The organism is Ignavibacteriota bacterium (genome assembly GCA_016707525.1).
In the GTDB taxonomy this organism is placed as follows: Bacteria; Bacteroidota; Ignavibacteria; order UBA10030; family UBA6906; genus JAGDMK01.
In genome coordinates, this window is record JADJHP010000003.1 from 382,846 (window position 1) to 408,692 (window position 25,847).

At 60.1% G+C, this 25,847-nt stretch carries 16 protein-coding genes and 3 pseudogenes; 2 read left to right on the plus strand and 17 right to left on the minus strand.

Translation table 11 applies throughout. The features are described from left to right. Positions 1-112: 112 nt before the first annotated feature. A complete protein-coding gene (locus IPI01_07675; GenBank protein MBK7257670.1) occupies positions 113-1,180 on the minus strand; it encodes a hypothetical protein in 1,068 nt (355 codons plus the stop codon). A gap of 244 nt (positions 1,181-1,424) precedes the next feature. Here IPI01_07675 and IPI01_07680 point away from each other — a divergent pair, with 244 nt between their 5' ends. Continuing rightward, a complete protein-coding gene (locus tag IPI01_07680; protein ID MBK7257671.1) occupies positions 1,425-2,765 on the plus strand; it encodes a sodium-dependent transporter in 1,341 nt (446 codons plus the stop codon). Positions 2,766-2,794: 29 nt separating this feature from the next. Next, positions 2,795-4,218, plus strand: a pseudogene (locus tag IPI01_07685) (sodium:alanine symporter family protein). 1,109 nt (positions 4,219-5,327) lie between these two features. On the opposite strand, the gene IPI01_07690 reads toward IPI01_07685, so the two are convergent. From IPI01_07690 to IPI01_07765, 16 genes and pseudogenes are all read right to left on the minus strand, one after another. Continuing rightward, positions 5,328-5,585, minus strand: a complete 258-nt coding sequence (locus tag IPI01_07690) for a hypothetical protein (GenBank protein MBK7257672.1) — start codon at positions 5,583-5,585, stop codon at positions 5,328-5,330. A 22-nt stretch (positions 5,586-5,607) separates the two neighbouring features. Further along, positions 5,608-7,032, minus strand: coding sequence for an AGE family epimerase/isomerase (locus IPI01_07695; protein MBK7257673.1), 1,425 nt, complete (start codon positions 7,030-7,032; stop codon positions 5,608-5,610). 68 nt (positions 7,033-7,100) lie between these two features. Then, complete coding sequence (locus tag IPI01_07700; protein ID MBK7257674.1) at positions 7,101-10,448, minus strand: T9SS type A sorting domain-containing protein; 3,348 nt, start codon at positions 10,446-10,448, stop codon at positions 7,101-7,103. 119 nt (positions 10,449-10,567) lie between these two features. Then, entirely contained in the window at positions 10,568-10,798 is a 231-nt protein-coding gene (locus IPI01_07705) for a T9SS type A sorting domain-containing protein (protein ID MBK7257675.1), read from the minus strand. A gap of 653 nt (positions 10,799-11,451) precedes the next feature. Next, positions 11,452-12,228: a hypothetical protein gene (locus IPI01_07710; protein MBK7257676.1), complete on the minus strand. Its 777-nt coding sequence runs from the start codon at positions 12,226-12,228 to the stop codon at positions 11,452-11,454. Continuing rightward, positions 12,225-12,686, minus strand: coding sequence for a hypothetical protein (locus IPI01_07715; GenBank protein ID MBK7257677.1), 462 nt, complete (start codon positions 12,684-12,686; stop codon positions 12,225-12,227). Before IPI01_07715 ends, IPI01_07710 begins: the two co-directional genes overlap by 4 nt. A 185-nt stretch (positions 12,687-12,871) precedes the next feature. Continuing rightward, a pseudogene (locus tag IPI01_07720) lies at positions 12,872-14,651 on the minus strand (sodium/solute symporter). Between the two features lie 244 nt (positions 14,652-14,895). Next, positions 14,896-18,051 (minus strand): efflux RND transporter permease subunit, encoded by a 3,156-nt coding sequence (locus IPI01_07725; GenBank protein ID MBK7257678.1) that lies wholly within the window; start codon positions 18,049-18,051, stop codon positions 14,896-14,898. 18 nt (positions 18,052-18,069) lie between these two features. Beyond that, positions 18,070-19,134 carry an efflux RND transporter periplasmic adaptor subunit gene (locus tag IPI01_07730; GenBank protein ID MBK7257679.1) on the minus strand — a complete coding sequence of 355 codons (1,065 nt, stop codon included), beginning with the start codon at positions 19,132-19,134 and terminating at the stop codon, positions 18,070-18,072. Between the two features lie 30 nt (positions 19,135-19,164). Further along, entirely contained in the window at positions 19,165-20,508 is a 1,344-nt protein-coding gene (locus tag IPI01_07735; protein ID MBK7257680.1) for a TolC family protein, read from the minus strand. A 7-nt stretch (positions 20,509-20,515) separates the two neighbouring features. Beyond that, positions 20,516-21,214: a helix-turn-helix transcriptional regulator gene (locus IPI01_07740; GenBank protein MBK7257681.1), complete on the minus strand. Its 699-nt coding sequence runs from the start codon at positions 21,212-21,214 to the stop codon at positions 20,516-20,518. Between the two features lie 307 nt (positions 21,215-21,521). After that, complete coding sequence (phoU, locus tag IPI01_07745; GenBank protein ID MBK7257682.1) at positions 21,522-22,196, minus strand: phosphate signaling complex protein PhoU; 675 nt, start codon at positions 22,194-22,196, stop codon at positions 21,522-21,524. Between the two features lie 3 nt (positions 22,197-22,199). Next, entirely contained in the window at positions 22,200-22,976 is a 777-nt protein-coding gene (locus tag IPI01_07750; protein MBK7257683.1) for a phosphate ABC transporter ATP-binding protein, read from the minus strand. Continuing rightward, positions 22,973-23,879 (minus strand): annotated as a pseudogene (gene pstA / locus IPI01_07755) (phosphate ABC transporter permease PstA). The gene IPI01_07750 and the pseudogene pstA overlap by 4 nt, the downstream one beginning before the upstream one ends. 1 nt (position 23,880) lies before the next feature. Next, positions 23,881-24,954 (minus strand): phosphate ABC transporter permease subunit PstC, encoded by a 1,074-nt coding sequence (gene pstC / locus IPI01_07760; GenBank protein MBK7257684.1) that lies wholly within the window; start codon positions 24,952-24,954, stop codon positions 23,881-23,883. 41 nt (positions 24,955-24,995) lie between these two features. After that, complete coding sequence (locus IPI01_07765; protein ID MBK7257685.1) at positions 24,996-25,823, minus strand: phosphate ABC transporter substrate-binding protein; 828 nt, start codon at positions 25,821-25,823, stop codon at positions 24,996-24,998. Between the last annotated feature and the right edge of the window lie 24 nt (positions 25,824-25,847).

Sequence of the window (25,847 nt, forward strand, 5' to 3'; positions counted from 1 at the left end):
ACAAGAACTGTCGTTGCCCAGCCAGGGCCGTATATCCCCAGGATCCCGGCATTGTACACCGCGAGGAAATGCACCTCGTGTCCGCGCTTGTGCTCCTTTCGGGAGCCGTGCGCTAGGCGCCAGCCACCTCGCGCCTTCTGATCTCTTTCGCGGCCTCGATCATGGCCAGGTAGTTCTCGACAGGGATGTACTCCGGGATCGAGTTGCCTGAGCCCAGGCCATACCCTTGCGTTCTCGCGCGGAATTGCCTTCCCCTCTCCAGGACAGTTTCAAAGACCGTCTGGGGTGTCTCCAGAACCAGCAGGTTCAGGTCGAATCCTCCGAACAGCCCGATCCGATCGCCGTACTTCTCGACCCACCGGTCGAACGGAGCGATCTGGTCCTCATTGGAATGTTTGGCGTCGATGCCCAGACCTATGATGTCCTCCATCACGGGGAAGATGCATCCGCACGAATGGAGGAGGAATCTCTTCCCGGAGCGGTGCACGAGATCGATCACCCTTGTATATTGAGGGAGGATGTGCCGCCTGATGGTTTCGGGAGCAAGCATCGTCCCCGTCTTGTAGCCCAGATCGTCCCCCATCCTGAAGAAGACGAAGAGGTCGGCGTACTTCTCCGCGACGCCCGTCCACAGCGTCACCCAGAGATCACCGATCCGCAGGAAGAGGTCCCGGAAGAGCTCGGGGTCCTCATACTGCATGATACACAGATGCTCGAAGCCGACCAGATCCTGGCTTCCTTCGAAGATGCCGTAGCCGCAGCCTCCGTACGCCTTCATTCCCGGGGGGAGGACGTTGCGGATCGCCTCAAAGTGCGGCCCGTAGATCTGCCAGAAACGCGTTGGAATTTCATTCCACGGGTAGCGGTCGAAGTCCTCCCGTGTCTGGATCGGCCCGGCCATCCCTCCCATGATCGCACCGTGCCCGGGCAGGATGTCGCAGATCGCCGCCTCGTAGTCGAAGGCGTCGTACGTCATCTCCTTCCAGAACCCGATGATCTGCGTGTAGTAGTGCGCAAGGTCAGCCGGACGTGTGCCCGGGGACCCGATCTGACGGGCCACCACCTTCTCGATGAACGGCCTGTCGATGTGGTGCTCGTAGAGAGGCAGCCTCTCCGGACGCTGGTTATGCAGGACCCGCTCCAGGTGGCGATAGTCCGGATGAAAATCGGCTGCAGGCATGCTCGTACCCCTCCGTTCGTCCTACTCCAGCAGCAGGGACAGTGGTTGATATGGCAGAAGATGCACGATCACTCTCCCCTCATGGATCGCGTAAACCCTTCCGCCCGTGGTACGACTCTCCTATGATACAAAATTCTGTCTCACGAATATAGTCCGGGGGGGGAGGGTTCTTCATTGATTCTCGGACGTGAAATCTGTATACTCAACGATACTTCATGCGTTTCCAACCTGCTGGGAGCTTCGAATGGAACAGAGTACACGGGGCGCCTGGACGTCCAGGACCGGCTTCATCCTCGCCGCCGCGGGATCGGCGATCGGGCTGGGCAACATCTGGCGGTTTCCGTATGTGACCGGCATGCAGGGCGGCGCTGCCTTCGTTGCCGTCTACCTCGCGTGCGTCTTCGCGATCGGGGTCCCCGTGTTGATCGCGGAGCTGACGCTCGGACGCCACACGGCCCTGAATCCCGTCGGTGCGATCCGCGCGATCACGACATCCCGGTTCTGGCCGCTCGTCGGCTATCTGGGCGTCATCACCGGCGCGGCGATCCTCTCTTATTATGCGGTAATCGCCGGTTGGACCGTCGGCTACATTTTCCGCACGATCGCCCATTCCAGCTCGAGCTTTGGCTCATTCGTCGCGGACCCGGCCATTGAGATCGGAAATTTCGCGTTGTTCCTCCTGCTGACGGCGGGGGTGGTCGTCGGCGGTGTCGAACGCGGCATCGAGCGGTGGTCAAAGATCCTGATGCCTTTGCTCTTCCTCATCCTTCTCGGGTTGATCGCATTCGCGCTGACGCTTGAAGGCGCTTCGAAGGGCGTGGAGTTCTACCTCAAGCCTGATTTCAGCAAGATCACCGGATCGACCGTCCTCGCCGCACTCGGACAGGCGTTCTTCTCGCTGAGCCTGGGGATGGGGGCGATGATCACGTACGGGAGCTACATCTCCAAGCGGGAGAATCTTGCCATTTCCGCGGCGAGCGTTGCACTGGCCGACACGCTGATCGCCGTCCTTGCCGGGCTGGTGGTGTTTCCCGCGCTCTTTTCGGTCGGACAGGAACCGACACAGGGCCCGAGTCTCGTGTTCAATGTTCTTCCGCGCATCTTCGAGATGATGCCCGGCGGAACGATCGTCGGTGTCTTCTTCTTCATTCTTCTGGCGATCGCTGCGCTCACGTCCACGGTCTCGTTACTCGAAGTGCCCGTCGCGTTCCTCGTCGATCAGAAGAAATGGTCCCGGAAGAAGGCCGTCGCGATCGTCACGTCCATCGTCTTTGTGATCGGCCTGCCGAGTGCCCTTTCGCAGGGAACGGTTCCCGCATTGAGTTCCATCGACTGGTTCGGCGGACGTGACTTCCTCGGCGTCATGGACTTCGTCTTCGGCAACCTCTCTCTGACCTTCGGCGGATTGCTCCTTGCGATCCTCGTCGGATGGATATGGGGAACGCGGAAGGCCGCGGAGGAACTCCAGCTTGGCGCGGGTCCGCGCTACTCGGCGCTCATCCCCGGCTGGTCGTTCATGCTTCGCTTCGTGTGTCCCCTGATCATCGCCGCCGTGCTTCTGAACCTTACCGGCATCTTTGAATAATTGATCCTTCACCGACCCGGAGACACCAGATGACTGAGTTCCTTGATCTGCTTCTGCACTATTCGACGATCGGCGCCGACAACATCTGGTGGCCGGTCGTGATCCTCCTGCTCGCCGGTACGGGCATCTATCTCTCGTTCCAGACCGGCTTCATTCAGATCCGCCGGCTGGGTCTGGCGTTCAAGCTGATGTTCCGGGGGAGGGACAAGGAAGAGATGGAAGGACGGACGGGAGATATCACGCCGTTCCAGGCGTTGATGACGGCGCTGGCGGCGACGGTCGGTAATGGGAACATCGCGGGTGTGGCCACAGCAATAGCGAGCGGAGGGCCGGGCGCTCCGTTCTGGATGTGGATGACGGCGGTCTTCGGGATGGCCACGAAGTATGCAGAAGGCATGCTGGGCCTCCACTTCCGGGTGAGAAACGAAGACGGGACGTACAGCGGTGGCGCGATGTACTATCTGCGCGATGGCATCCGCTGGAAGGCATTTGGCAAGTTCCTCGCGCTCTGGTTCTCGATCGCCGTGATCGTCATGGCGACCTTCGGGAGCGGGAACATGGCGCAGTCCAATTCGATCGCGCTTGCGCTCAACAGCGATTTCGGGATCCCGTTCATCGGGACCGGGATCGGACTTGCGATCCTGGTGGGCATCGTGATCATTGGCGGTGTCAAACGCATCGCTGCGGTCGCAGAGCGCCTTGTCCCGGGGATGATCGTTCTCTATATGGGTGCGGGCATGTATGTGATCCTCACCAATGTGCTTGTCATCCCGGATATCATCATGATCGTACTCCGTTCTGCGCTGACGAACGAAGCGATGGTCGGCGGATTCCTCGGGCACACGGTGAAGGAAGCCATCCGCTACGGCGTGGCGCGCGGGACGCTCTCGAACGAATCGGGCATCGGGTCGTGCTCCATCCCGGCCGCTGCCGCGAAGGGAAATGAATCGGCCGCGCAGGGCATGGTCGCTATGATGGGGACTTTCATCGATACGATCATCGTCTGCAGCATGACGACCTTCGTCATTCTTGCATCCGATCTTCATCCGCACACGACCGGACTGACGAGCACCGAATTGACGAAGAGCGCATTCGCCGTTGGTCTCGGTAGTGATCTGGGGGGATGGATCGTCAGCGTGAGCAGCTTCCTCTTCGGCTACACGACCTTGATCGGGTGGTCGTATTACGGCGAACAGGGGGCACGCTACATGTGGGGCATCAGGAGCGTGATGCCCTACCGGTACATCTTCTGCGTCTTTGTCTTCTTTGGCGCCGTCCTCTGCAAGGGCAGCATCTACAGATCGTCTGGAATATGGGGGACATCGGCAACGCGCTCATGGCCGTTCCGAATCTCATCGGACTGCTGTTGCTGGGGGGGCTTGTACGGAAAGTCACGAAGGACTATCTCCACCGGTGGGACACCGGGGCGATCAAAAGGCCGTTTGGAGACTGAGCAGTCAACCGGTGAGCGGGAGGATCCGGAGCGAGACCGGGGGAAGGGTCATGGGCATATCGACTGACCGGGGGAGCGCGGACCTCACGTGTCCAAAGGGGTGTAGAATGGGCACGCTTTCGACATACTGACGATCCGGCGGATCATAACCCATTGAAAAATTGGCGCTTACGATGGATTTGCGGAGAGCGAGGGATTCGAAGTGAGATGAAAGCACGTCTCAGCCTATTGCAATAGCAATTGGCTTTCCCGAAGTCTTCTTCAAAATACGAATCTTCCGGAGGAGATCCTCATAGCCTTCCCGCCATCCCCTGCGCTATCCTGCAAATGGGCCACGATCGGACACGATGCGCCGCTGGCAGCGCGGCCTGAAGGGAAGATAGCTCTCCGCACGTTCAGAGCCACAGCACTTCATATTGGGCTCTCTTCCAGTCCGTCAGCACGGCGAGCTGGCCGAGTTGTACTTCCTGAGGCGAGACCTCCGGTCGATGTCCTCTTGTGACGGGTAAAGGGCGTTTGATCCCCACCTTTCTTCCAGGGTCTTCCTCCGGGCACTCGGTCCACGCTCCGACACGGTTGTCTCGTCGAAGCTGAGATACTTCGCCACCGGGCGGCGGTCACGATCGCCGGTCACCCTTACCAGTGGAGTTGTTCCCTATCGGTTTCGCATCCGGCTCCGATCACAACAGGTCTACGGCACGAAGGACTGGCGCCAGATGTGGATCCGCCAAATCACTTGACAAGCCTCGTCGGGGGTCGCCATTCTATGTCCCCTTCCCGAAAGCGACAGTGTCGGATGGTGATAGACTGACGTCTCGTCCGCATTATAGGAAGAAGCAGCGATCTCAATTGGCCGTTGCTTTTTCCACCGTGATATCAGATCACTGCAATGGTGCCTCCTCGCAATTCTCCAGGACTCCCAATGCCCCCGAGACATCTAGGGTCGGGAGACCCAGTAGATTCTCGGGGAAAGGCGCGCCCGCACCTATTTCATGAGGGCCATTCTACGCGTACCATCACCTCCAGACGAACGATGCGTCGAGCCGTCAAATCCGCCTCCTGATCGCAAGACCGAGGCGTATCCCTGCCCAACAGGTCATGCACGCGGATCACTGCCCTGCCTCCATGGGAAGCGCAAACGTGAGCGTGGTTGAAGGATTGAATGGATTGGGATAATTCTGCTCCAATCGCATGCGGTCCGGAAAATCTGCATGAGCGCCATCGCCGGCGTCCGCAATGAATCGCCTGAACGTCACAGCGAAATCACCACCCACATGCGCCGGAATGTGCAGACTGTTGCCACCCGTCCACCACGCCCATGGGACACCATCCAGTGTCACTTTCAGGACCTGAGTCTGGATACTCACCGGCGATACAATGATGACACGGTCATGAGCGACAGGATCGAAAGGCATAATGCAACGTCGCTTGATCGTTCTGCAGCAGCAAATGCCCGTAGAGGTAGATGTAATATCCCAATTCGATGGAATGATACGCCGCTTTCCCGCTGCTCCCCTTGTTCGTGTCCCAGATCTGCCCGCCATACTTCGTGCGGTTCTCATACACATCGCCGTAGACGTGGTCCACGAAATGGGTCATGTAGAAGTTCAGGGTCTTGTCGGCCATTTGCAGATACACCGGATCGGCCGCGTACAGCATCAGTCCAGCGGTCACCGCCTGCTCCATCTGCCACCATGCCTTTGCGGTGTCCGCCTGCCCCCACATCAGCATCTGCCCCGTCACCCGATCATAATCCTTGTATGGTCCCCCGTTCTGCTGGTCGTACCCCTGCTGTAACACCAACTCTACCAGTCGCTTCGCGACTGCCAGGCGCCCATTATCCGGCCAGATCGGCTGCATCCGCGCCAAACACCATGCCGTCTTGAGCACATGCCCCATGATCGTCATGGTGTTCCCCGGATCCGGGTTCCAGTCAGCGTCATACCCTTCCACAAACCCCGCGGCCTGCGTCGCCGCCGATGCCGCTAAGCGATCGACCATATTGTCCGCCAGGGCCTCGAGACGTTGTTGATGGACGTAGGAGCCTGTCATGAGGTAGAGCGAGAGCATATGCGTTGTCACGGCATCAACCGTTGCGTTGAAGCTCTTCCCCGAGGGCTGCGTCCCATCCGCATGGGTATTGTCGTAATAGCCAAAGGAACCCGGACGCGCATCCCAGAAACGCGCCTCCATGTGCGCGAGACTCCGGTTCAGCATCGCACGGTCCAGACTGTCATCTGTCACTTCCACGGATGCGGTGATGCCAAGCATCGCATAGTGCTGATTGTATGCGGTCTTGTTCGCCGTGGGGTTCGAGGCCACGCCGGCAGCATTCACTTCGGTGTACCACCCGCCATACCGTGCATCCCAACCCGACCGATGCAGAAAATCGAGAGCCCGCCGGGCATAGGTCAGATACTCCCGCTTTCCCGTCATCTGATAGGCACGTAGAAAACCGTACGCGTCCCTCGACTGATTCAGCGGGTTCTTCCCGGTCCCCCAGGAGCGGATCAGATTCCCCGTCCGGTCGATGTTCATATAGAAGCCGCCCTGCACGGAATCATACGCCTTCATCCAGAACCGGGCACAGCTATCGACGTACCCGATGGCAAGATCGGGATCGTTGAGGTACGGAGAAGTCACGGTTTGCGCTCTCAGCGGGAAGGCAGAGACGCCGGCAACGATCAGCAGAAAGACACAGCGTACCCGTGCGCGGGGCGATATCGTGCCTGGCGGAGCGAAGGTCCCTTTCAGATGGCGCAACCGTGGCAGGCTCACGGTCGCCGGGGCGAAGTCAACTGCGTAGGCGATCACTTCTCTCTCCTCGCCGTCCGGAGGAGAACAGGAACCGGGTGCGCCCACCGTCACCCGAACCTCCGGCTTCACCGCACAAGCAGAAGCTTGGTCGTCGCAACAAATGCCCCCGCACGTATCCGGCAGAGGTACACGCCGCTCGGCAACCCGCTGGCATCAAACCTGACCTCGTGATATCCCGCGTCCTCGTTACCATCCTGAAGCACTGCGACCTCCTCGCCGATCGTGTTGAACACCACCAGCCGACTATGCGATCGGACTGGAAGCCCGTAGCGGATGGTCGTCGACGGATTGAAAGGATTGGGGTAGTTCTGTTCAAGGACCCAGCGCTCCGGGATGTCGTGTCCGTCCCTCCCGGCCGCCACCAGAGCACGCGTGAACGTGCGGGCCTCACTGAACACCCCCCACCCGGTGGGATTCCCCGCGCGCACACGCCAGTAGTACCTCAGACCATTGCCCGGAATGGCCACCGTCCTGGAAGTATCACTGACGAGTGAATCTACAGCCTTCACGACGAACGTCGAGTCGATCGCGTATTCCAGCCAATACCGCAACACGTTAGGCCCGGCCTTTCGCCATACGAATGTCAGCGTGTCCCGTGCAATGACGAGATCCCGGGCCGGCTGCAACAACTGCACTGCCCCGGGAACCGGAAGCCCGGTGATGAAGGTCCATGCCGGAGAGGTGGGGCCGTACACACTGCTGTCAAACCGGGCGGTCACACGCCACCAATAGCGTGACGCAAACGACAGGCCCCGAACGCTCACCGTAGAATCAGACGACACGATCTCGCGCAGCGCCGGACCCGGTGTGAAAAGTGATTCCGGAGCGAGGTGAACGATGAATCCTTGAGACCCTTCCGGTCGCGACCACGCCAGATGTACCGTACTGTCCCCCGTCGACGCACCATCTGCTGGTGCGATCAGCGTAGGGATCGCCGGATCCGTCTCGCGGGTCCGGAAGCCCCTGACCTCCGACCACGAACCTGCGCCCGACGCGTTCCTGGCGCGGACACGCCAGCGATAGGCCTGTACGTACCTCAGACCGTGAACCGCCAGACTCGTATCCGTAACCAGGGAGTCATCAACAAGGGGTCCGGACCAAGCGGCGCTGTCCGGCGAAAGCTGTATATGGTACTGCTCTGCGCCCGGCGTGGCGTACCATCGGAACTCAACGGAAGAGAGCAGCCCCACCGCATCGCGCAGGGGTGTCTTGAGCACCGGCGTAGCGGGAGTGTCGACCCTTGTACGAAATGCCCACACCGGGCCGTACGCACTTGCACCCGTGAGATTCACCGCCCGCACTCGCCAGTACAGCAACGTGAAGAAGGGAAGTGCGCCGGTCTGACGAACAGTGTCCGTGATCGTCGAATCATTCAGAAGCAAGCCCGCAGCGAATGTCGAATCTGTCGCAAGCTGCACGTGATATCGTGCAGCTGTCTGTGCGGGATGCCAGCGAAGCTGGAGGTCCACCGCCTGGTCCGGCACATCCGGTTCCGGGTATGCCAGGAGCGGCACGCCCGGCAAGGGCGGGAGCACCGTGGTGAAGAGTGGCGTCGATCTGAACTCCAACGCATCGGAAACCCGCAGCCCGCCGGGCACTCCAGTCATCACTCCTGCGGCTCCGGTATACGCCCCTTCCGCGGTGGGGGTGAGGATAACCGACAGGACCCCTGTTGATTCCGGCATCAGGTCGCGTTCTTCTGTGGCAAGCACCAAAGGGTATCCGCCGGTAGAATCGGTGCGAAGCATGATCCGCCCCTGAACATGTGCCGGGCGTTCCGCGTGTGGGTTGGTGACCGTGAGCCTGAGCCGCAGCGGGAAACCCGCATGCACAACGGATCCACGCACACTGACCCCCGAGCCCGCATCCAGCACATCGATCGAGTCGAGGCGCGGGGCATTCCGTTCGAAGAGCACCGAAGTGGTCCTGCCGCTGACGAGAGTAACGCCATCCAGCGATCCCCAGTACGTCGTGTCGAATACTGCACCCGTATCAGGAGAGGGCCAGTCCACGCTGCACGTGTACCCGGTACCCGGCGCCACCGCATAGAACGACACTCTTCCCGAATCATTCGTCGCACCCGATGCCACAAGTTCTCCATCTTCAGCGAAGAGTCGCACCAGGCCGCCGGCACCTGCGGGGTCGGCTGACCGGGGGTCGGAGACTGTCACATCGATCGATCGGTCAACAAATACCCATGTCGCGCCGATGCCGCTGTTGTCCCATACTCCACCTGAGAACACCGTCGTAGCGTCACCGGAGATCGCGACCCTTCCCTGGCGGGCATCCCAGGACCCTCCTGTTCCGACAAGCTTGATGCCGTATTGGCTCCACGCGCCAGCATCGCGCTTGAATACCCAGAGCGCACCTCGTTGACTATCGTCACGCATTGCCCCGACAACCGCAGTATTGCCATCATCTGAGAGCGCCACGGAAGACCCGACCCCCGAGTGATAGCCGACATCCCAGGGCACGAGCTTCTCGCCTTGCTGCACCCATGCATTCCCTTCCCGCATGTAGACGCGTGCACAACCCGTCAGGCCGCTATCGCCGTTAGCGCCTATAAGGGCGGTATTTCCGTCAGCCGAGATCGACACATCACAACCCTGGTACTGGATCCCCACGCCTCCCGGGGCGACCACTTTCTCACCCATCTGAGACCATGTATCTCCGTTCCGCGTGAATGTCCAGAATGCCCCGATCTCGGTGCTGTCAGCGCTCCCACCGACCACCGCGGTGTTCCCATCTGCGGACAGATCGATGCTGCCTCCCTGCGCAGGCCTCTCAGCGGATCCGGACCCCACGAGCTTGGATCCCTGCTGGATCCAGACCCCGCCGCTCCGGACGAACACCCACACGGCACCGACACGGTTCGAGTCGCCATAGCCTCCAACCAGGGCAGTATTCCCATCGTGAGAAAGGGCAACATCCCCTCCCTGATTCGACCGATAGGTCGCACCCGACCCGACGAGCTTGCTCCCCTGCTGCACCCATGTCCCGCCCGATCGGACAAAGACCCAAGCGGCACCTGTCCCGTAGGAGTCGTTCGTCCCTCCCACGATGATCGTATTTCCATCATGGGATATCGCGACCGATGCGCCTTGATAGGCGTTTTCCTCAGCCCCTGCTCCGAGAAGCTTCCCACCTTGCTGGACCCAGGCATCATTCTGCCGGACGAAGACCCAGATGCCGCCCTCGCCGTTGTTGTCACCCGGCCCCGCGATCACGGCCGTTCTTCCATCACCCGAGACGTCGACATCGAGACCCTGACGCGGGTCGCTGGTACTTCCATGCACCAGCAGCTTGTCACCACGCTGCACGAATTGACCGGATGCTGTCGTGATCCCAAGGCACAGGACCACCATCAGGAGGAGCGATGATACGTGGGAATTCCATTGACGACGCAATTGCATGGGAAACACCTTTTCGCCAGGACACACCGTATGTACCACAAAGGATCGAGATATCAATGTCAGCAGCCACGACCGTTGTGGGGTCGGCATGATGACATGCGCCCGGTCTGTCATCCGGGTCACTTGACGAGCAACAGCCTTTTGACCATGTTGCCTTTCGGCGACTGCAACACCAGCAGGTAGGTACCGGAGGACTGCGCCGCCCCGTGATCATTGCGGGCATCCCACGTCACGCGCGTCGGTGCAGCCATATCCAACCCGGCAGTATCGAAGGTACGGACGAGCTGGCCAAGAATGTTATAGATGCGCAGACTCACTTCGTCAGGTTTCACACCCGAAGGCAGCCGCACACTGATCACCGTTGACGCATTGAACGGATTGGGGTAGACTGCGAGCAGGGAATCCTGGGTAAGAACACAGCCTTCGGGTCCTGAACTGCCGTCGTGCCACCCGATTCATCCCGGCACGTTTTGCAGGCTGGGAGCGTATCATTGGGTTCGAGTGCCAGGAATGCGGTGAATTTCGAAAGTACCCTCTCGCGGACGCTGAGTGAGACGATCTGCTGTGTGAGGGAAGGTGTTGAGGGTTGCGATTCCAGGAACGCGATGTGTGCGCTGGCCCAGGCCTGCGCGAGAGTGGAATCGCCAGTTCGTCGTGGCGAGTCCGGAATGACGAATCGCTTGACCTCAGGCACCCCCCCCCGTAGAATTCCCACCTCTACCTCGAACGGCAGATCACCGTAGAACCTCCCCACCTGAATGTACGAAGCGTCGAGGGCCAGGCTCTGGTCAGACACCCGATACCGTGCCGTTGCGAGGCCATCGGCAACGGATGTGTGGACATCCAGTGCTTCGATCGTGCCACGCAGATACGGAAGGACACCCTTCAACAGCGGTGCAAATTCCACAGTGTAGGATGTCGCGGCGACAATATACCCTTGGTCATGTCACTGAGGTTCAGAAAGAGATAATCGTTGCGAGTAGGACCCTGTTCACATGGCGTGCTACTTACGGCCGGCGAAGCTCACTATGTTCACTGTCGCATCCGCAGGCAGTCCCTGTCGGATCTCCGCCAGGACAGGGTTCGCCTTGAGCGGGTCGGTGTACTCGGCGGATGCGGAGACAAGAAGGATCGTACCGCGGTTGCCGTACTCACTGATGAAAGTTCCTGCATCGAGAAGAAGAGCCTTCAATGATGATGTCCCCGATAGCCGGTACTCGTCGATCCGGGAAAAGAGGTATTCGATCCCATCTGAAGAGCCGGGGAGCCAGCCTTCATTGACCCTCTGCAGACCCTGCTTTCCTGCGAAGATGACGGCAAGCGAATCCTCGGCAGTGCACAGCAGATCGAGTTCAGACCGTGGAAGCCGGAACGTGGGCGGCCGAACGTTCGTCGCCAGACTGTCATAGGCCACAACGACGGCGATCTTCCGGGGCGCGACGAAGTCCATGATCGTCGATGGGGTCAGGCCCAACTGGTAGAAGCCTTCGTTCCCGCGCCGGAACACGGAGAGGAAGACGGAATCAGTTGAAGGTCGATCCATCGAGACGGAAAGCTGGCCGAGTGCGTTCAAGGCCGTTGATGGCAACTCTGCTTGAAGTACTGCCCCTGAGGCGGAGTCCGTGACCGTCTGGAACTGGATCCCGGGTATCTCGTTGATCCTCGCGGCGTTGTACAGGCTATCCGGCTTATAACGCACTCTGAACATCGGCGGGCCATACCGGGAGGCCTTCAAGATATTCAAGCCCCCGAAGAGGCGCGCCCAGGTCATCGGGATCACATGAGGATCATGACCCGCCGCGTAGCATCGCCGGGCAATGGATAGACCCTGAGGGAGTAACTGGAGGATCCGGTCTTTGTAAGGGGGCGGAAGGCGGGGTCGTCTCCGCTACGATCCTTCAGATGTTGATGCGGTCCAGCGGTCGAGGATGGTCCCGCAGTCTGCTGATCGACCCAGAGCCAGAGGTCCGTCACCGCCGCGCCGGCGGGAAGTGGGAAGTTCAGTTGCACCTCAACGCTATCAGCGCTGGAAAAGTTGAGACCCTTTGCGGAAAAGAGCAGGTAGAGGTCGCACTGGAGAAATGCCCCGTGGGGACGCAGGACGACTGTTGCATTATTGATCGTCCCGGTGCCGTATTTCCACGTCTGCTGCGGATGCTGGACGTAGAATGACACGTACTGAGCGGTGAGCGGTGTGGCAAGGAACAGGGCGGTAAGGAGAATAGCGATGCGCTTCATGGGCCCCCCTAAAGGCAGTTGATCGGATCGCAAACCGTTATTCTTCAATGTACGGCGCAACTTCGCGAGAGTCAATCTTGCGCCCGTGCGGAATCGCCCGTGGTCCCGATGGAGCAAGGACTCGATCCAAAAGAAAGGCACACCCTCCTCAGGGAGGGTGTGCCCTATGTCAAGATGCGTTTCGCTCAGCCGACGAAGTACAGATATCCGGCGATGATGACCACGAGGACAACGGCCGATGTGACGATATCGCGCCAATCCCAGCTTGCGGCCGAATCCAGCTTGTGCTGGTCTGTCCGCGTGCCGAACGACAGGTTCTGGATCTTCGCGTAGTCGGGTGCCGCCGTCATATAACTCACGCCCACCATGACGAGGGCCGAGACGAGTGTGATCAGGATGCTGAAGTACTGGAAGTTGATGTTCTGCACGATCCACAACATGCTCCCGGGGGCATACACATCCTTCATCCCCAGCGTCACGGGGGTGTCCACCAGCAGACGGAAGATCCCGAGCACGAATCCGATGATCAACGCCCAGAGGCAACCCTTCGCATTGAGCCGCTTCCAGAAGACACCGAAGAAAAAGACCACAAAGATCGGTGGGGCCAGGTAACTTTGCACCGATTGCAGGTAAACGTACAACCCCGACGCACCTTTGATCACAGGAATCCATGCCAGAGCGATCACGGTCAGCACGACGGTCGCGATCCGGCCCATCCGGACCAGTTCGGCCTCTGTCGCCTTCGGACGGAGCTTCTCGTAGATATCCACCGTGAACAGCGTTGATGATGCATTGAACACGCCGGCCAGCGAACTCATCAAAGCCGACAGCAGCCCTGCCACCACGATCCCCCGTAATCCGGTCGGGAGCAGGTGCTGGACCAGCAGCGGAAATGCCGCCTGTGCGGCCTCTGTCGCTTTCCCCGTTGCCGGGTCATACATGACCTCCAGGCCGGGAACCTTGCCACTCTTTGCGAGAGCGAACGCGATCAGTCCGGGGATGATGAAGAGATAGACCGGGAAGAGCTTCAGGATCGCTGCAAAGAGTGACCCGCGCCGTGCGATCTTTTCGTTCGGAGCACCCAGGGCACGCTGCACGATATACTGGTCCGTGCACCAGTACCACAGTCCGATCACCGGAGCACAGATCGCCATGCCCAGCCACGGGAACTCGGTGTTGAAGTACCACGCCTGCTTCACCAGCGCACCGGCGGTTGTACTCGATCACGGGAGACCAGGTACCCTCAACGCCCACGGGTATCAGCGGCTTCCAGAGATTGAACATCTCCGATCCGGCAATGAGCCTCAATTCGCTCCATCCGCCAAGCTCGATGAGACCGTAGATCGTGAGTAGCGCCGAACCGATGATCAGGATGACCACCTGGATCGCGTCGCCATAGGCGACAGCGCGCATGCCACCAAGGACGGTATAGAGGCCGGTCAGCACGATCACCAGGACCGACCCGATCCAGAAGCTGTCGACAACGACCCCGGCGATCGTGACCTGCATCTCCGGGAGCAACGTGCCGAACACGACGCCTCCGGCAAAGATGCCGACGGCGATCTTGGTGACGATGAACGCGATCAGCGATGCGATGGAAAGCACGTAGCGGGAGTGAACGGAGAAGCGTCGCTCGAGGAACTCCGGCATCGTGAAGACGAGCGAACGCGCATAGAACGGCACGAGTACCCATGCCAGCACCAACAGGCACCAGCCATGGAACTCATAGTGCGCCATGGTGACGCCATCGCGCGCGCCCGATCCGGCAAGGCCGACAATATGCTCCGAGCCGATATTCGAAGCAAAAATGGACGCGCCGATCAGCCACCAGCCGAGGTTTCTTCCGGCCAGAAAGTAGTCTGCGGTCTCATCCTTCCCTTTTCTGATCACCCACCATGCTACGCCAAGGAGGATGGCGAAATATGCGCCGAGCGCAAACCAGTCCCAAAATTGAAAGGTTCCCATGAAATACGATCCGATCGTGATTGGCTGCCGCTGTGGAGGCCCCCCTCACATGAAAAGTGCATCGGATTCTTGATTAAATCAAGGGTGAAACGGTTTTATTTTTCAAAAGGAAGGGTCGCGGAGCAAGTACGGACAGGGATGCGGAAGGGTGAAGCACGGAAGAAGAAGAAAAAGATGAAGGAGGAGGGAGCACACCCATGCACTCCGGTGGGATCGGGGATCCCACCGGAGTGCCAGAACACTGTTACGAGGCGAGTTCGCCGTCGGTGGCCGTCTTCTTGCGGAAGCGCGAGAACAGTCCGGAAGGCTTCGCAAAGAACGCGGGGATGCTCTTTCTCAACTCTTCCACCTTCAGATACACCACCGGCACAACGATCAGCGTCAGGAACAACGAACTCGTCAACCCACCGATCAGTGCCCATGCAAGGCCGGACTTCCACTCCGACCCGGATGACCTGGACAGTGCGATCGGCAGCATACCGAAGATCATGGTCAGTGTCGTCATGAGGATCGGCCGCATGCGGGCGCGGGCTGCTTCCAGGAGCGCATCGTACACCGACAGCCCCTGATCCTCTCGTGTCGAATTCGTACGGTCGACGAGCAGGATGGCATTCTTGGCTACAAGGCCCATGAGCATGATGATACCGAGCATGGTGAAGATACTAAGCGCTTTGCCCGTCACCGCCAATGCCACCATGGCACCCACCATGGCCAGCGGCAACGAGAAGAGCACGACGAACGGATACACATACGAGTCGTAGAGCGCCACCATGATCAGATAGATGAACAGAATACCCACGAACATGGCAAGGAACAGGCTCGTGAATCCTTCCGCACGCATCTTTTCCATGCCCAGGTACGTCAGGGAGATCCCTTCGGGCAACTTCACCGAGGCGATCTTCGTTTTGAAGTCCTCCATGATCGTACCCGTGGCACGGCCAAGCGTTTCACCGCTCACATAGATGACCCCGATACGGTCGCGACGCTCGAGCTTCGTCGGGCCCGCCCCCTGGGACACGGTCGCGAACTGCTTCAGCTCCACCTGCTGCCCGCGCGCATTCATGAACGCGATGCTGCCGATGTCGTCGGTCCGCGTCCTGTTGAATTCGTCGAACTGGATCCGGATGTCATACTCCGTGGTCCCGTCGCGATACTTGGACTCGTCGTCGCCGGTGAGCGCCACACGCAGGGTCGATCCCACATCCGCGATGCTCAGGCCCAACTGGGACATCTTCGCACGGTCGATCTCCACCCGCATCTCCGGCTTGGACGTCTCCGACGACAAACGCACGTCGGTGGTACCCGACACGCTTTTGAGCACATCGGACACCTGGATGGCCGCGCGGCTGATCGACGCGTTGTCGGTCCCATAGATCCCGATCTGGAGCGCCGACTGGTTGGCAGAGCCGAACATACCGATCGGCAGGACGTACGCCTTCACCCCGGGGATCTCAAAGAGCTGGCGCTTGATCTCCTCACCGACCTCGGTGGTGGAGCGCTTCCGCCGGTTCTTCGGCACGAGGGCAACGTTCAATTGGGTCAGGTTATTGCTCGAGAACGTGAGCGAACCGGACTCCTGGGAGCCGACGCCCGTGAACACTTTTTCCACTTCGGGCATCCCCGCCAGGATCTTCTCGATGCGCAACGTGGTCTGATTGTTGTCTTCGATGCTCGTTCCCGGGGGCATTTCCACAGAGACGCTGAACTCGCCACGGTCGGCGACCGGCATGAACTCGTTCCCGATGAAGCCGAACGGCACGAGGAGCATCGCCAGGAAGAACAGCACCGTGGTCGCGATGAAGACCTTTCCCTTGTGATGGAGCGACCATGCGATGATGAGCTGATAGAATGCCGTGAACCCGTGATAGAACTTCTCGAACGCCAGCGCGAACCGTCCGAGCAGCGTCCGTTCCGTGAGGCGCTCCTGCCTCGCGAAGCGCGATGCAAGCAACGGGGTGATCGTGAACGACACGAACAAGCTGGTCAGCGTAGCACCCACAACGACCAGGGCATATTGCCGCATGATCTGGCCCACCACACCGCTCACCAGGGACAGCGGCAGAAACACGACCACATCCACCATGGTGATGGAAAGTGCCGCGAAGCCGATCTCATTCCGTCCGGTGAGCGCCGCCGAACGGGGCTCCTCCCCCTTTTCCAGGTGATGGTAGATATTTTCCAGCACCACAATGGAGTCGTCCACAAGGATACCGATCACCAGTGACATGCCCAGCAGGGTCATGAGGTTCAGCGAGAAACCCATGGCATACATGAACCCGAAGGTCGTGATCAACGATGCCGGGATGGCAACGAGCACGATGACCGAGTTCCGGACACTGTGGAGAAACAGCAGCATGACGATGGCCACCATCACCACGGCAAGGGCAAGGTCCTCTTTCACCGCATTCGCAGCTTCAAGCGTAAAGGTCGAGCTATCCTGGGCGATGGTGAAGACGATCCCCTGCGCGGCATACTCCTTCTGGATCTTCTCCAGCTCCTTGTGAAGGAGTTTGCTGACCTCAACGGCGTTGCCGTCGGACTGTTTCACGGCCTGGATGCCAATGGCCGTGATGCCGTTCACCCGGTTGATCAGGGAGTAGTCCTTCAGGCCATCCTGGACTTCCGCCACATCGCCGAGGCGGATATCGCCGCCCTGTTTCGAGCGCCCGACGACCAGTTCCTGGAGCTCATTGATGGACTTGAATTTGCCGGCGATACGGACGACGAATTCCGCATCCGTGTCTTTGAACTTGCCGGTCGGGAAATCCATGTTGGCACTGCGCACCGCACCGAGAACCTGCATCACGGAGAGCCCATAGGACCGCAGTTTGGAGGCATTCAGGTTCACCTTGATCTCGCGCTCGTCCCCGCCCGAGAGCGACACCTGGGCGACACCCGCCACCTGGGAAAGCCGCGGTTGGATCCGGTCCTTCACGAACTGATAGAACTCCCGGGAATCCATGTTGCTCGTGATCCCCATGCGGAGGACCGGGATCTCGTCGAACGAGATCTTCGAGACCGTCGGCTGCTTTGCATCGGTCGGCAGCCTCGAGAGGACCGCATTCACCTTGCGCGCAGCGTCCTGGACGACGAAGTCGATGATCGCATCCTGCTTGAATTCGATGATGACGAGGGACATCCCCTCGAACGAACTCGACCGGACGTTATCGATCTTGTCGATGCCCGATACGGCGTCTTCAATGATCTTGCTGACATTGTTCTCGACCTCGTACGGCGAGGCGCCGGGATAGACCGTGGTGATGGTCACCACGGGGATCGACATCTTCGGCAGCAGTTCGTAGTTCAGCTGCACGTAACTGAAAAGGCCGAGCACCGCGAGGACGCTAAACACCACCACCACGAGCGTCGGCCGTTTGATAGAAAGTTCTGTGATCGTCATGTTTTCAGGTCCTTGCCGTTACTGCTGACGGACGACAACGGCGACGTTGTCATTCAGATTGTTCTGGCCATCCACGACCACCGAATCGCCTTCCATCACACCCTCCGAGAGAGCGACCATCATGCCCGCCTCGCGGGTCACGACCACCGGGCGCAGGAGTGCGGTGCCGTTCTTGACGATATACACTTTCGGATCCTGGATGCTCCCCACAATCGCACGGCGCGGGATCTGCACGGACGAACCGGTGGACTTCGGACGGAAGGTCACACGCGCGAACATCCCCGCCTTCAGCTTCTGGGCGGGATCTTTCACGAGAACCTCCACCCCGTACGTATGCGCATCGTCGCCCTTCGAGGAGACCGTGAATACCGACCCGGCAAAGACCATCCCGGGAAACACATCGGTCAGGACGTCCACCGCGTCGCCTGTATGCAGTTTGAAGACATCCTTCTCGGCGACATTGACCTTCACCTTGAGCCGGGAGAGGTCGACGACATTCGCGATCTGTGTCGCCTGGGGGGCGCCCATCACCATCGTGCCGAGGTTCACAAAGCGAGCGGTGACGACGCCGGCGATCGGAGTGGTGATGCGTGTGTCGGAGAGCTGCCTGCGGGCCACGATGAACCCGGCCTCCGCCGTCTGGAACGTCCACCGTGCCTGTTCGATCTGCGCATCGGGGATGGACCCTTCCTTGTACAGGGCCTCATAGCGGGCAAGGTCCTTCTTTGCCTTTTCGTACGCCACTTCCGCCGCCTTGAACGCGGCGACCTTCAGTTCGCTGTCCACTTCAACCAGCACCGCACCTGCCTGCTTGTGGTCGCCCACCTCGGCGAGCACCTTCACCACGCGACCCGATGTTTCGGAGAGAATGGTGACGTCGTTGAAGGCATAGGTTGTCCCGACCACCGAGAAGCTCTCATCGATGGACTGGCGGACCGCCCGGGCCACCGCAACGGAGTGCGTGGTGATGACCGCGCTGGTGGATGTGGGGGCATTCATGGCTGCCCGGTTCCTGAACATCAGGACCACAAGCACGGCCAGGAGGAGTCCGCCGAAAAGCATGATCTTCGATCTGGTTCGCATTGATGTCTTCCTGTTCGCTGAGAGTCTGAATTATTCACCGATCGCGCGGGTCAGCCCGGCGACAGCGAGTTCGTAGTCAACCTTGGATTGCACGAGGTTCAGGCGCGACTGCAGGAGCGCCACCTCGGCGTCGAGCAGTTCAGAATTCGCGGCCATCCCCTGTACGAACTTCCCTTTCGTGATGCGGTAATTCTCCTCGGCCTGCGCCACGCCCTTCTCGGACACGGTGGCCCGCTCACGGGCTTTCTGGATGCCCAGATAGTTCTGCGTCACCTCCAGCATCACCCCGTCGCCCATCATCGCCAGCCCTTCACGGGCCTGGGAGAGCTGGGCGGTCGCCTGCGCCGACTGGTTCGCGGTCTGCAGCCAGTTCCAGATGTCGAAGGAGAGAGACACGGAAACATCCCAGCTATCCTTGAACTCCTTCTTGAGCGGGAAGTAGCGCTGGTTGGGATTCAGATAGTTGTAGTTGCCGACCAGCGCGAGCTGTGGCCACCACCCACCCCGGGCAGCGGTAACGCCGGCTTCGCTGGCGCGGACACGGGCCTGCATGGCGGCCAGTTCCGGCCGGTTGTTCATGGCGCGTTCCACCAGCGTATCGATCGATGCGTAGGTCCGGTCGTGGCGCTGCATCGTGGAGGCCAGCGTGATCTCCGTTTGCAGGGGCAGGCCGAGCGTGTTGTTCAACCCGTAGAGCGCCATGCGCACCATATTGTCGGCGTCGATGGCGCGGACCTGGGCATCGGAGAGCTGCACCTGGACCTTCATCAGGTCGTTGGTGGTGATCATCCCCTGCCGCTGCAGATTCTCCGCATCCGTCAGATGAGCCTTCACCTGTGCCACGTTCGTATCGACGAAGGCCTTTGCTTCGCGTGCACGGAACAGGTTCCAGTACGCGGCAGTGATGTTGAAGATCAGGTCGGCGCGGTCCTTCTTCACGTCGAATCCGGATGCGACCGCCGCTTCCTGCGCCGCTTCGATGGCACCGGAGATCTTCCCACCTGTCCAGATCGGCTGCTGCACCGTCGCACGGAGCGTGTAGTTGTCCAGGATGGTAGGCGACAGCACGACGTTCACCGGCGCGGGAGGGAACCCCGGGCCGAAGGTATTCGCCGGCATCACGAATCCCTGCGACGGGACATCACTGAGCCGTGTATAGGCGGCGTTGAATTTCAACGCCGGCAATGCGGCTGCCTGCATTTCGCTCGCGCGTGCATCGGCAGCATCCTGCTTGAAGCGTGCGGTGTGCAGCATCTTGCTGTTCTGCAGGCCGGTCTGGATGGCCTGGTCGATCGTCAAAGTCAGTTTCTGCTGGGCAAGGGCCGCTGTCGCCAGCACAAGGCCCAGGACCAGCAGAAGGAATCGGCGTTTCATGTATCCCTCATGATGAATGTACAATTGCTCGTTCAGCAAGCAGCATGGCCTGATATTCCAGCCGCGCCGCAGGGGTAAGAAGTGCATCGATGGTCATACGGAACGACGTTTCCATGGTCTTGCGCAGGTCGATGTTCCGGCGCCGCTTCCACATGTCGTGCTCGTTGTCCGCCCGCAACATCAACGACGAGGCATTGGACCAGAGCACGATCGCCATCTCCGTCGGATCGATGTCATCCCGGATGATCTTCTGCTCCACCCCACGACGGAGCAGATTGATGATGGCTTCCCAGTGCTTGTCGTTCTCCGCGTCGCAATTGGAGCGCATCTGGTCGGACACCTGCTTGTGGAACTGGGACATCTGCAGGAAGCTGAACATCTGGACGTACTGCCGCTGGGTGCGGAAGAACTCCATGTACGCGTCCTTCATCCTGTGTAATGCACGGACGACGGAAGGCTCCTGTTCGATGATCTCCTGGAACCTTCCGTGCAGGGAGCGTAAGCCGCCCATGGCCACGGCGAGGTAGAGGTCTTCTTTGCTTGGGAAATGGAGGTACAGCGTGGCCTTGCTGAGTTCCGCCGCTTCGGCGATCTCATCCATCGTCGCCACCACCAACCCCTTGTCAAAAAAGACTCTTCGGGCGGCATCCACGATCTCTTCCTTGCGCCGCTCCTTCTCCCGCTCTTTTCGCTCGAAAATGCCCATAATTTACCGAAATTCCAGTTTATGACTTACAGTCATTATGTAGACGTAAATGTAGCTACAATGTTGCATTGTAGCAACTAGAATGTTTCTTAACCGCCAAAAATGCCGGAAATGGCGGGAAAATTCGTGTCAGGGCGCAGGATACCCCGCCCCTACAACAAACAAGAGCGGTTCTTAGGGGCCTTCGGTGGGATCTGAGGGTCTGCGTGAGGGAAACCGGGAGGCGCGTGATTTTGTAGGGGCGGTGCATGCTCCACCCCACCCACCATCGGATCCGATCAATGGCGGCAACCGGGCTGCCCGCCTTCTATAATACGGGGTCGCCGCCGCGCCATGAATGCTTCACGATCCGCGCCTCGACCAGAAAGACCACATCTTCCGCCACATTCGTTGCATGGTCCGCCAGCCGCTCGATGTGCCGCGACAGGAGGAGAATATGCACTCCCGGCACAACGAGTGCCTGGTCTTTCTGCATCAATGCGACCACCCGCCCCATGATCTCCCGATCGATCTCGTCCACCACGACATCAGCTTCGACCACGCGCTTGGCGAGAACGGCATCCCCACGGATAAAACTATCCAGACTCTCCCGCACCATCGTCAGCGCCGCAGAGGTCATCTCCTCGATGCGCGTCGTGGCCAGGAGGTCGCGGTGGGCGGCAAGTGGGGCGACACGCTCCGCGATGTTCACCGCGATATCCCCCATCCGCTCGAGCTGCGCATCGATCATGAGCGCGGACATCAGCAACCGCAGGTCCGCCGCCACGGGCGCGGTGAGCGCGAAGTACTTCTGACAGCGCTCCTCGATGAGGGTATCATAGTGATCCACCTCCGTGTCCCGTCCGATCACACGCTCCGCCAGGACACCATCTCCCGAAAAGAGCGCACGGCAGGCCGCGGCGAGTTGCTCATCCACCAGATGTCCCATCCGTACGATGTCCGCACGGAGCTCCGTGAGGTCCTGCTCGAAATGTCGTTCCATGTCCTATCCGAATCGTCCCGTGATGTATTCTTCCGTCTGCCGCTTCGACGGTGAAGTGAAGATCTTCCTTGTCTCGTCGTATTCCACGAGTTCGCCGAGGTAGAAAAAGGCCGTGCGGTCGCTCACCCGCGCCGCCTGCTGCATATTGTGTGTCACAATGACGATCGTGTAGCGCTCTTTGAGTTCATAGATCAACTCTTCGATCTTCGCGGTCGCGATGGGATCGAGTGCGCTGGCAGGCTCATCCATGAGCAGCACTGCCGGGTCGACGGCAAGGGCGCGCGCGATGCACAGGCGCTGCTGCTGCCCGCCTGACAGCGCCAGAGCGCTCTTCTGCAGGTCGTCCTTCACTTCATCCCAGATGGCAGAGCGCCGCAGTGCCGTTTCAACGATCCCATCCAGTCTCGCGCGGTCGCGGATGCCATTGATGCGCGGACCGTACGCGATATTGTCGTAGATCGACTTCGGGAACGGGTTCGAACGCTGAAAGATCATGCCGACACGCTTCCGGAGCTCCACCACATCGATCCCCCGGTCGTAGATATCCACGCCGTCAATGGAGACGCTCCCTTCGATGCTGGCATCGTCGATGAGGTCATTCATCCTGTTGAATGTCCGGAGGAATGTGGACTTCCCGCACCCCGACGGGCCGATGAAGGCGGTCACCTGGTGCGCGGGAATATCGATCGAGATGTTCCTGAGCGCTGCCTTCTGTCCATACAGGACGCTGACGGATGACGCACTGATCTTGGGCTGCAGCGGTGTGGTGTCGGAGTTCATGCGCGTTGTTGTCGGGCCCGCACGCGGGACCGCAGGAAGATTGCTGAGAAATTCAGGATGAACGTCAGGAGCAGCAGCACCAGCGTCGTGGCGTACTGGATCCCGCGGGTTGCGTCAACGTTCGTGGATTGCGTGGACATGATATAAATGTGGTACCCCAGCTCCATGAACTGGTCGGAGACACTTCCCGGAAGATGAGGCAGGAAGTACGCCGCACCTGTGAAGAGAATGGGAGCGACCTCCCCCGCCCCCCGGCTTACCGCGAGGATCCCCCCGGTCATGATGCCGGTCAACGAATTCGGGATCACCACACGCCGGATCGTCTGCCATTTCGTTGCGCCGAGCGCAAGACTCGCAGCGCGGAGATCCTGTGGCACGGTCTTGATCGCCTCCTCCACGGAGATGATCACCACCGGGAGGGTCAGCAGGGCCATCGTCAGGCTTGCCCAGAGGATGTTCGGCTGGGCCCACCGGAGCTGCGTCCTCCCGTCAGCATCGCATCCATCCCCCGCCGACGAACTGGATGAAGAACCCCAGGCCGAACAAGCCGAACACGATCGCCGGAACACCTGCCAGCATATTGACGGCGAACCGGATCCCGCGGACAAGGAGTGAACGTGTGCCGGCATACTCGCACAGATAGATCGCCGTGATCGTGCCGACCGGGACGCCCGCAATGGACATCATGAGCACCAGGAGCATCGTCCCGACGATCGCCGGGAAGATCCCGCCCTCCGTCATTCCTTCCGATGGTGCCGCCGTCAGGAATTCCCAGGACATCGTGCTCCAGCCGCCGATGATGATGGTACCCATGACCACCACCACGACCGCCACAATGCCCAGGGCCGCAACGGCACTGACGGTGACGATCCCCGCACCCATGATCTTTCTGCTGGCGCGCATCTCATGCCCCCCTGAATCTGCGCAACAATCGCTGGCGGACGAAGATCTCCGCGAAGGCGTTGAGGGAGAAGGTGAAGACGAAGAGGATCGCGCCGATCAGGAAGAGCACGGTGTAATGCGTCTCGCCGAACACCACCTCGGCCATCTCCGAACCGATCGTGGCCGACATGGTGCGGACGGGCTCGAACACTCCCGGGGTGAGAAGGGCTGCGTTGCCGGTGACCATGAGCACGATCATCGTCTCTCCGAATGCGCGTCCGAAGCCCAGGACCACCGCCGCGAACACCCCCGGCGTCGCCGCGGGGAGCGTCACGAACAATGCCGTCTCCCATTTCGTCGCGCCAAGAGCCAGGCTCGCCTCGGTGAGGTACTTCGGGACCGCGTTCAATGCGTCCTCGGTGACCGTATAAATGATGGGGATGACAGCCAGCGACATTGCCACCCCGCCCACGAAGGCGTTCAGCCGGTAAGTATAGCCGAAGGTACTCTGCAGGAAGGTCGCCATCGTGACGAGTCCGAAGAACCCGATCACCACCGAGGGGAAGCCGGCCAGGATCTCGATCGCCGGCTTCAGGATCTCCTTCGACCAGCGCGGGGCGAACGACGACGTGAAGAGCGCCGCCAGAATACCGATGGGGGCGGCGAGCAGGATCGCCAGAAGCGTGACCTTGAATGACCCGACGACGAGCGGCAAGAGTCCGAATTTGGGGACGGAAGACACCGGCTGCCACATGGTGCCCAGGAGGTTCTCCATGGTCACGTTCTCGCCCTCGCCGCTGCCCGTCTCGACTCCCCCCTTTCCCCCTACGGCGTCCCCCGGAATCTGTGCAACCATCTCCTCACCGTATGTTTCCTGTTCCTCCATCGGGGCCTGCGCGGCAGCCGACGGCACTGCTTGCTTCTGGAAGAAGATCGGGGCGGCCTCGCGGAACGCGAAGATGAAGATCATGATGATCGATGCGAGGGACAGCAACGCCACCGCCGTGATGGACTTCTCTGCGATGAACTCCGACGGGCGGATCCGCTTGCGCAGATCCGTTCGTGTCAGAGTCCTGTGGTGTGCTGCTTCGTTCATTGCCGATCCTGAGGGCTGAGCCGGGAGAGTCACGATGTTTCCTAGCGGATGGGGAAATAGCCGACATCGTTCACCACGGACTGTCCTTCGTCGCTCAGGATCCAGTCGATGTACTCCTTCATCGCCCCCGTGGGCCGGTTCTTCACATACATATAGAGGAACCGAGTGATCGGATAGATGCCGGACTTGATATTCTCGGCCGTTGGCGCATACCCGGGACCACTCTCATCCTTCCGGACCCGGATCTCGCGGATCCCTTTTCCGTAGGCCGCGCCACCGTAGCCGATCCCATTGCGGTCCTTCGCCACCGCGTTCACGACGGCGGCCGTCCCGGGCATGCTCTGCATCGCCGGAGCGTAGTCATCCCCATCAAGCACATTGTCCTTGAAGTACACGTACGTCCCGGAGTTGTTCTCGCGGCCATACACGATGATCCGCTCGTCCCTCCCACCCACCGCTTTCCAGTTCGTGATCTGCCCCGTGTAGATGGCCTTGAGCTGGGAAATGCTCAGCTCGGCGATCGGGTTCGATTCGTTCACGTAGACGGAGAGTCCGTCCTTCGCCGCCTTGATCTCCACACCGAGAGATCCGAACCGGACCTTCAGCTTGTCGCGTTCGCTGGGCTTCATCGGCCGCGAGGCATTGCAGATATCCGTGGTCCCGTTGATCAGGGCCGAGATCCCTGTGCCGGAACCACCGCCGGTCACCTGGATCGTGACATGGCTATGCTTGCTCATGTAGCGTTCCGCCCAGCGCTGGGCGAGGATCACCATGGTATCGGAACCCTTGACCGTGATCACCTCTTGAGCCGGAGTGGCGGCGGCACTCAGAGCCAGAGCCACTGCGAGCCCGAAGATCGTCTTCTTCATATGCATCCCTTTGATGGAAGTGGT